Here is a 9,186-nt window from a genome sequence, read left to right as displayed (position 1 = left end):
CCATATTCACCGGATTTAAATCCGATAGAAAAATTCTGGGCTAATATGAAACGATGGATTAAGAATAAAATTACTGAATTCGCAAACTTGTACGAAACTTTAAAAAAGTTTTTTACTGCACCTAATACTATATGATTTACTATATAGGTGTGTTTGGCAACGATAACTTATTTAATTTTCCGTCCCTACCGTAATGTATCTTTAAAAAAGCGGGATCATCTTTAGGCATGTTTGATCCATCGGAATATTTTAAAATTAGCGAAATATCAAAAGTTTCTTCTCTATCTTCCGTAACATCTGGTACAATCATGCTTCTAAATTCCGTAATTTTCACTATACGCTTGTTATTTAAACTCAATGTTAAGGAAACTTTAATTGTTTCTTCCAATGCAATACCGCACTTATAGCCTTTTTCGGTTTTAAATTCTTTTTGAATAATTTTACGTTGAGTAGGGTCAGAAAATATAAATTTTTCCTTACCGTTACTGTTAAAATCGCTTCCTGGACCGACAACCTCTATTTTACCGGTTGTCATTTTATAAGCGTTTGAAAGGGTTTTAGCTCCGATTTTTGCGTTATCTACCAGTTTTTTTCCGTATATTTTAGCCTTCTCTCTTTTAGAGGCAGGAGCATTAGGCGAAGTTTGCTCTGAAGGTTCTACAGGATTAGTTGTCATCGGCTGAGTGGGAGTACTAGTATTACCTCGAGGCGAAGGATGCTTTGTTATATAAGTTGTTTTACTTTCGGGATCAGTACCAAGAACTGCTATTTGCCCACTTCCTATCTTATAGGCATTTTCTATAAGTTTACTTCCTGTGACGGTAACTTTTACTGCTCCTTCTACTGCTTTATAACATATATAACCGGTACCTATTATGATAGCTACGAGCATAGCATCATCATCACGACCACTAGCTTGTTTCCTATGATGCTCTTCGGCAGCATAAATCTGTGCAGCATACTCCTCTTTTGTCCTTGACATAAAACATTCTCCATTTAAACTAATAATAACAATTAATGTAAGACTTTCTATTATTAAGTCAATATAAATCTTTTATTATAAAGTAAAGAACCGAAAATTATTTATTAATAGATAGCTGATTGTAGTTAGAGAGATATTATAAATACGAATTTAGAATAAGCACTTATCCTAAATTCGCATTTGTTGGCTTTGAAAAGGTTATTTAACCCTGCGTAATAGCTGCTACTTCATCGGCAAAGTTTTTTTCTTCGTGTTCTATACCTTCACCAAGTTCGTATCTAATAAATTTGGCGATTTTAATTTCTGCACCGAGTTCTTTTTCAGCATTTTTAATTACTTCTGCAACGGTAAGTTTAGGCTCAAATAAGAAATTTTGCTGAAGCAATACAACTTCAGAGAAGAATTTACGTATTCTACCTTCTACCATTTTTTCTATAATATTATCAGGCTTTCCTTCTTCTTTAGATTTCTCAAAGAATACTTTTCTCTCACGCTCCACGAGTGCTTGATCCAAACTTGAATCATCTATACTTTGCGGGTTATTTCCTGCTACATGAACAGCAATTTGTTTAGCTAAAGCTTCTAATTTTGCTTTATCTTTTGCATTAGACGCAAGACCCACTAATACAGAAATCTTTCCTAGATTCGGGACAACCTCATTATGCACGTACGAGCCTATCGCTCCTTCGGATATCTCTAATATATCCATACGACGTAATGTTAAATTTTCACCGATTGTAGCGATATTTTCTATAATATCTTCTTCAACTGATTTACCGTTTGGCATTTTAGATGTTTTTAGCGTGTCTATAGTTTTTGCAATTACTGCAAGATTTGCAATATTCTTAACTAAATCCTGGAACTGCTCATTTCTAGCAACAAAATCAGTTTCGGAATTTACTTCAACTACTACTCCGGTAAGCCCATCAACTTTTGCAGCCGTTAAGCCTTCAGAAGCCGTGCGACCGGCTTTCTTTGCAGCAGCGGCTAAACCTTTCTTACGAAGAAAATCTACAGCTTCTTCAAAATTGCCTTCTGTTTCTATTAATGCCTTTTTGCAGTCCATCATACCTGCACCAGTTTTTTCTCTTAATTCTTTAACTGCTGCTGCACTTATATTTACTTCACTCATATTTTACTCCTCTCTTTAGTTCGTTATATTTGGTTTGGGGTGTATAACTAGGAAAACACTCTCGATGTCATTCCTGCGAAAGCAAGAATCCAGTACTTTAAAGCTTTTTAAAGGCTCGATTTCTCTCGCTTTATCCCTAAGATTCCCGCCTACGCGGGAATGACATCAAGTAGGTTGCTCAATCCACGCAACAACATTTATGCGTTTTCAGAATTTTTATTTTCATCAGCATCATTTAATGCTTGCTCAAATTCTGTATTTGTCTCTTCATCAATATTTTTTGTTTTAGAGAATTTTTTAGCTTGTTTTAATTTAGAAACATTTTTAGAAGTGAACGCCCTATCAGTATGTTCCTGCATAGCACCCATATCAACTCCTGAAGCTTTCATTGATTCTTCAAGCCCTTGTAATGCCGCATCCGCAAATAAACTACAATAAAGCCTTATTGATCTTATAGAATCATCATTACCTGGAACCGGATAATCCACATTATCAGGATTAGAATTAGTATCGACTACTGCAACTATAGGAACATTAAGCTTTACCGCTTCATTAATTGCGATATGCTCTTTATTAGTATCGATAACTACTAGAAGATCAGGTTTAGAATTAAGATTTCTAATACCAGCAAGAGATAAAAGCAATTTATCTTTCTTACGGCTCATATCAAGTATTTCTTTCTTAGTATAACCGGTGCGAGCTTCTTCACTTTCCAAGGTTTTTTCTAGCTTTTCTAGTTTTTCTATTGAACCCGCAATAGTTTTCCAGTTAGTTAGCATACCGCCGAGCCATCTATGATTTACGTAATATTGCCCACATTTTTCGGCATATTCCGCTATAATATCACTTGCCTGTATTTTAGTACTTACAAATAATACTTTACCGTCTTTTTTTACGGTTTCATATATTGTATTCAAAGCAACGCCCATTAAAGCAGCACTTTGTCTTAAATCGATTATATGAACATCATCACGTTCACCATATATATAAGACGCCATTTTAGGATTCCAGCGTGAAGTCTTGTGACCGAAATGCACGCCGGCATCTAATAATTCTTTAACGTTAACAGATGGTATTTTTGACATTTTTAAATTCTCCTAATTGTTAGTTTATACCTCCGTAAGATGCTCATTCTAATGAACTAACATATATCTTACGTGTGAATTTGCTTAAATCATAAGCCTACAAATTATATATGCATGATGCGTAATTTACAAGCTTTTATTCTTTTCGCCAAATAGTAGTACCGTCAGGTTTATCTTCTAAAATTATTTTTTCTTCTAATAATCGGTTACGAATTTGATCAGCAAGCTCCCAGTTTTTTTGTTTTTTTGCTTCTAAACGATCATTTATAAGTTCATTTATATAGAGTTCATCCATACCACCATTAAACCATTCGCGTGCGGTCTTATTCATTAAACCAATAAAATTAGCACAAGTAATAAGAGCAGAGGCGTTAAGCTGCCTTTCTTCTTCAGTTGTAGAAGTAAATACCATTTTAGCGTAGTCGTTAATTATTTTAACTGCTAGGGGTGTATTCATATCATCAAGTAAGCTTTGCATAAAATCCGACGGTAAATCTATTTTTTGCACATTAATATTTTCTATAGCTCTATACCAATAATCTAAAGTTTTCTTAGCATCTTCTATAGCTTTATCGTTATAATCAAGGGGACGTCTATAATGGCTACTTAATAAGAATAACCTTACTACTTCTCCTTGAATTTTTTTATCCATTAAATCTCTAACGGTAATAAAATTACCAAGAGATTTACTCATTTTTTCACCATTAACCGTTAGAAATCCGTTATGTACCCAATATTTAGCATAAGTAGAACTGGGAAAAGCACATCTACTTTGAGCAATCTCATTAGTATGATGCGGAAAGATTAAATCTGCTCCACCACCATGAATATCAAAATTCTCGCCTAAATATTTATAGCTCATAGCTGAACATTCAATATGCCATCCAGGACGACCAAGCCCCCAAGGGCTTTCAAAATTTATATTTGCGGATTCATTTGACTTTGCCGGTTTCCATAACACAAAATCCTGCGGATGTTTCTTAGTTTTACTATTTTCTACACGTACTCCCTCAAACATTTCCTCTAAATTTCGGTTAGATAATTCTGTATAATTCGGGGCCAACAAAACATCAAAATATACATGATTATCAGTAGTATATGCATGCTTTCTTGCTATTAATCTTTCTATTATTTCAATCATAACATCAATATGCTCTGTAGCTTTCGGCTCAATATTCGGTAGCATGCAACCTAAATATGCCATATTTGTATGAAACTCTTGCGTAACTTTATTAGTCAGCTCATTAATAGTAATGCCAAGTAGTTCAGCTCTATCGATAATTTTATCGTCAACATCCGTAATGTTACGTACATATTTTACTGCTCTACTGCTAAATATTTTTATAAGTATACGATAAAGTAAATCATATACTACTACCGACCTACTATTGCCCATATGGGGATTATCATAAACAGTCGGTCCGCATACATACATTTTTACGTTAGCCTGATCTTGAGGATTAAAAACCTCTTTAGTACGGCTAAGAGTGTTATATAAGTGAAATTGCATTTGCATATTTTATTTACCAAAAACTGAATTACTAGTGTATACGATATATTAATCACACTTTGGCTAAAAAATTCATTAGTTAACAAATATTAGTAATTAGTAGTTTACATAAATTAACAAATATTATATAGTTCGCCTCGTTTATATTTAAAAAAAATAATTACTCATCGAGGTTCTAATGAATTTACAAAGTTTCAATTCAAAAAAATATGTTTTAACTTTTTTCATGTCAACATGTTTGTTGACTAGTAGCTTTTTAAGTACAAGTGCTGGAGCGGCAACAACAGGAGCTAATTTTAGTGATTTAGTTAGACAAGTACCAAAATGGAAGGGGCAAACAGTATCATGGGAGCTTTACCCTACAGAAAAAAAACAAGAAGAATGGAGAAATAACGTGTTAGTTCCTAGTTTTTATCAAGCAGCTCAAGATCTTGGAATAACGAGTTATAATGCTAAGAATTTAGAAGATAAAAATAAGTCAACACGAGACAGAGCCAAAAGAGATAAAGTTAGAGTAGAATTATATATTCAAGAAATAGAAGAGCAAGACTTTGTTAAAAATAAAGAAACACGTATTAAACAAAATAAGCTTCCCACATTTGAAGAAGCGATACAGGATCTTGCTATAGACTATAATCCTAAAAGGATAACAGATAAAAGTCAAAAAGTTCGCCATATAGAAAAAGAAAAAAAAGCAAAAATAGATACATATATTGCACAAGTAAAAAGCAATATTATGGCTAATAAGAAAAAAGAATATGTAGATCAGAATGTTTTACCTAAACTGCAAGAAGTAATGAAAGAATTTGCTCTAAATAAAGGCGAAGCGAATCTTTATATCAAGCAAATAAAAGATTTAATGATGACAAATCAATCCACTAATAACCAAAACACACGTCAAAATCTTTCTTCAAAGATAAAAACTTTTGGTCGAGAAAGAAATACAACACAACAATCTTCTGATGATGGACAAGATACGCAAAATTCTAATAATACCAATCAAACATCTTCTAGAAAGATTTTTGATACAGCACAAAATGTAAATAATTCAAAAAATACTGAAGATACTACGGAAAAGACTTCTAGAACTCCTATTAAGACAGGTAGAGAAAAGAAACAGACATATTCTTTTAATCCTAAAAAACTTTTTGCAAACATGTTTAGTGGAAAAAAAAATACTAGTGGTCATACGCAATCCCAGCAAAACATATATAAAATAATACAACAAGAAGAACATATTGAAGAATTTAAAAATCTTATTAAAATAGATCCTATAGCAGCACTAAATCTTGAAGTAGATAGTAGTTATAAAAAAGAAGCAGTGGATGCTATCTTAAGTAATTTTGACGATGATACTATTCAAAAAATATTATTTAGTGATGATAAGGGGCGATTAGATTTTAACACAAATATTGACGTTAAAAATAGACCTACTCTAAAACAATTATTAGATAATAGTTCTTCTGAAGAAAAAACTAAATTTGCTGAAAGAATTAAAGACTATGCGGCGCGAAATATATCTAATAGTCAATTTGAAGAAAAGGCACAATTAGATCTTATCAAACTAGCAGCAAGTAAAGATAAGAGTTCAGTAGAAAAATTTTTAGCTCTGCAATTAGAGTTAAAAAATAAAATGCAATCACATATTGTAAAAAGCGAATATATTTTAACACCGGAAATAGTAGCAGAAATAAATATAGAACTAAAGAATAAAGGACTAATAATAGATAGTTTAACTAAAGACGATATGATTAAACTAGCCAAAGAAGTAAATAAACAAACATTAAATTCAGTAATTAAAGTAATATTATCCGATAATAACGCACTAAGCAATGAAACCAATAAAATTTTAGGATTAGCAGTAGGTAATAATGCAAATAATTTAGAACAAACACAAAGCGGCATTCCGAATCCACCACCTCTACCACTAAATGGTGGTATTCCAAATCCGCCGCCTCTACCGCTAAATGGAAATATGCCACCACCACCCCCTCCCTTAAATTCTCAAGGCTTTATTAGCAACTCTAACAATTTTGATTTAAATAAGTTACAAGCAGAATATCCTCAAATACATTCATTATATACTCAGTTTACTCGTAATACTACTGTTCAACCAAAAGTGCCGCTTCAACCTACAGCTTCTAGTGCAACCGGCACAGAAAGAAGCGAGCCGGAGACAGCTTATGCCAAACTATATGTAGAATATAGAGCTGAGACTAATTTAGATATTAAAACCAAAAAAACTAGCGAGAAAGATAATGATTTACAAAGCCAAATAATAAAAAGAAAAGATGACATTACAAATGTTATACGTCAAATATTAACAGAATCATACGCCAACCAAGGAGCTGACGAAAAAACTCTTGTAAATTTATTTAGCATTTCAACCCCTGAAATCGAAGAAAAAGCTAAAGAAGCTTTTAACAAACTTGTTCAAGACCCATATATACAAGATATAATTGTAAATGGTAATAAAACAACAATAACAAGAAGAACTATATTGGAGAATCTTTTCAATGAAGACGCTGATGGTGCAGCAGTACGTATCGTATTATCATCATGTAAAATATCTGAAGATATAAAGAAACCTATTAAACATGAATTAAATCAATTAAAATTGATCAGAGAAATTGATAACGAATCTACTCCATTCAAACAATTAGAAGCTGCTTATAAGAAGACGAGCATGCTTGATCAAGATATATTTGGCAATAGAGTTAAAGAGTTAATTAACGACCCTAATAAATTAACTATCGTACAACAAATTGCTTTTTTAACAAAAGAAGATACAGAATTAAAAAAAGTAATTACAACTGATCAAGCACAAGCCAAACTTGATGACTTAAGAACAGCTATTTTAAATGCAATAAAACTTGAAGAATTAACTACAGCAAGTTTACCTCAAAGTGATTTTATGGCTATAGTAAAAGCAAAAGATCCTGCATTATTACAAGAGTTTTTAAAAGCTTCTGTTGTCAAACAAGAAAGTAGTAATAATTTAGATCAATTAAGATTAGCTTTACCTTCATTTTCAGGTATGAGTGATCAACAAGTGAGAGTTGTTGCTAATAAATTAAATATGTCTGTAATACTAAAAACTCTTAAAGACTACTCGCAAGAAAAAGCTAAAAATCATACCCATACCGGAAATATGCCACCACCACCACCGCCTGGCTCAAAAAATTCAGAGCTAGCTTATTTAACAGGTTTAGGAGTTACTAAAGATTGGATAGACAGAATTAGTAAACTAAATGAAGGCAATAAAACACCTATTTTCAAAACAACAACTCCAAAGGTTTATAATTTTAGCTCCGATATAGCTGTAAGATATAACGAATTTGTTTCAGGAAAAGCAGCAGCAGGGCATAAAGCACAACACTCTGATACAGATTTGTTTAAAAAAGCTACAGTAGAATCAATAGCACTTGAGCATTCAAAAACCGCTGAAGTTTTTGATAATAGCTATATAACACCAATAAAAGAAGCAATTGATAACATGCGTTCTGATAAAAATAATAGCACTCAAATTGAGCAAGAAGTACGTAATATTTATATTTCTAAACTTTTGGAGCTAAAAAAAGATAAAGACTTTATTAGATATGTTGAAGATAATATTAAACCTAGCAAAAAACGTAAAGATGAATTAACAAAGGCATTTAATAACCCTGAAGCTCTTGGTACTCAAATTGAGCAAGAAGTACATGATCTTTATACTTCTAAACTTTCAGAATTAACAAAAGATACAAAGTTTATTAAACATGCTAAAGATAATCTTAAGTATCAAGAAGAGGTACGAGAAGAAATACGAAAAATACCGGGATTAAATACTCCTGAAGTTGCCGCTAGAGCTGAAATAGGGCAGCAGCAAATAGAAGAAAATATAAAAGAAGCCGTAATCGAAGCATTTAATACTGCTAACTCTGATTTTATAGGTCCTAGAACCGAAATAGGGCAAGAAGTACATAATATTTATAGAGAGAAACTTTTAGAATCAGTAAAAGATAAAGAATTATTACTTTTTGTTGAACAATTACTAATAGAATCTACTGAACTAGAACAAAAATACGGTAGTGATGCTCAACCAGAAAATAGTAACAAGAAAAAGAAAACAGGACGTTTAGATCCAAAACAATTACAATTATTCCAACAAGAAAACGAAACTAAAAATGATGAATCCTCAACAGAAAGTGATACACAACATGAAGATAACAATAAGAAGTCAGAGGCGTCTGATTCAAAAACCTCTTTATCACCGAGATTATTGAGTTCTAACAATAACGAAAATGCTGAATCATCAGATAATAAAAAATCACTTCTAGCATTAAGAGCTAGTAATGAAGAAGATGAAGGATATAAAACTGATGAGGAAGAATTAGAAGAAAGCAATAATACAGCTGAAGAAGAATTAAAAAAAGATATGCTTTTAGAAAGCGAAGATAAAGCTGTCAATATGTCACTCAAAACTGAAGAAATTGTA

6 protein-coding genes are annotated in these 9,186 nt (G+C 32.1%); 2 read left to right on the top strand and 4 right to left on the bottom strand.

All coding sequences use genetic code 11. The features are described from left to right. Positions 1 to 135: transposase (locus AC1Z7D_RS04435; RefSeq protein ID WP_482601297.1), on the top strand; the 135-nt coding region annotated here is incomplete at its 5' end. 4 nt (positions 136 to 139) lie between these two features. Here AC1Z7D_RS04435 and AC1Z7D_RS04430 read toward each other — a convergent pair. The 4 genes from AC1Z7D_RS04430 to cysS form a co-directional block, all read right to left on the bottom strand. Then, the gene (locus tag AC1Z7D_RS04430) at positions 140 to 982 is read right to left on the bottom strand and encodes a hypothetical protein (protein WP_482602332.1); all 843 of its coding nucleotides are present in this window, start codon (positions 980 to 982) and stop codon (positions 140 to 142) included. 202 nt (positions 983 to 1,184) lie between these two features. Next, positions 1,185 to 2,114, bottom strand: a complete 930-nt coding sequence (gene tsf, locus AC1Z7D_RS04425) for a translation elongation factor Ts (RefSeq protein ID WP_482602330.1) — start codon at positions 2,112 to 2,114, stop codon at positions 1,185 to 1,187. Between the two features lie 197 nt (positions 2,115 to 2,311). After that, complete coding sequence (rpsB, locus tag AC1Z7D_RS04420; RefSeq protein WP_341787264.1) at positions 2,312 to 3,199, bottom strand: 30S ribosomal protein S2; 888 nt, start codon at positions 3,197 to 3,199, stop codon at positions 2,312 to 2,314. A 136-nt stretch (positions 3,200 to 3,335) separates the two neighbouring features. Further along, positions 3,336 to 4,709, bottom strand: coding sequence for a cysteine--tRNA ligase (cysS, locus tag AC1Z7D_RS04415; RefSeq protein WP_482602328.1), 1,374 nt, complete (start codon positions 4,707 to 4,709; stop codon positions 3,336 to 3,338). Positions 4,710 to 4,887: 178 nt separating this feature from the next. Between cysS and AC1Z7D_RS04410 the strand changes: the two genes are divergently transcribed. Then, positions 4,888 to 9,186: autotransporter outer membrane beta-barrel domain-containing protein (locus AC1Z7D_RS04410; protein ID WP_482602326.1), on the top strand; the 4,299-nt coding region annotated here is incomplete at its 3' end.

It is taken from the genome of Rickettsia sp. (genome assembly GCF_965035265.1).
This window is presented reverse-complemented; position numbering and strand designations above follow the sequence as displayed.

What these genes read in the sequence shown, in the direction of transcription:
- tsf (WP_482602330.1), bottom strand. Translation starts at nt 2,114, where the DNA reads ATGAGTGAAGTAAATATAAGTGCAGCAGCAGTTAAAGAATTAAGAGAA.
- rpsB (WP_341787264.1), bottom strand. Translation starts at nt 3,199, where the DNA reads ATGTCAAAAATACCATCTGTTAACGTTAAAGAATTATTAGATGCCGGC.
- cysS (WP_482602328.1), bottom strand. Translation starts at nt 4,709, where the DNA reads ATGCAATTTCACTTATATAACACTCTTAGCCGTACTAAAGAGGTTTTT.
- AC1Z7D_RS04430 (WP_482602332.1), bottom strand. Translation starts at nt 982, where the DNA reads ATGTCAAGGACAAAAGAGGAGTATGCTGCACAGATTTATGCTGCCGAA.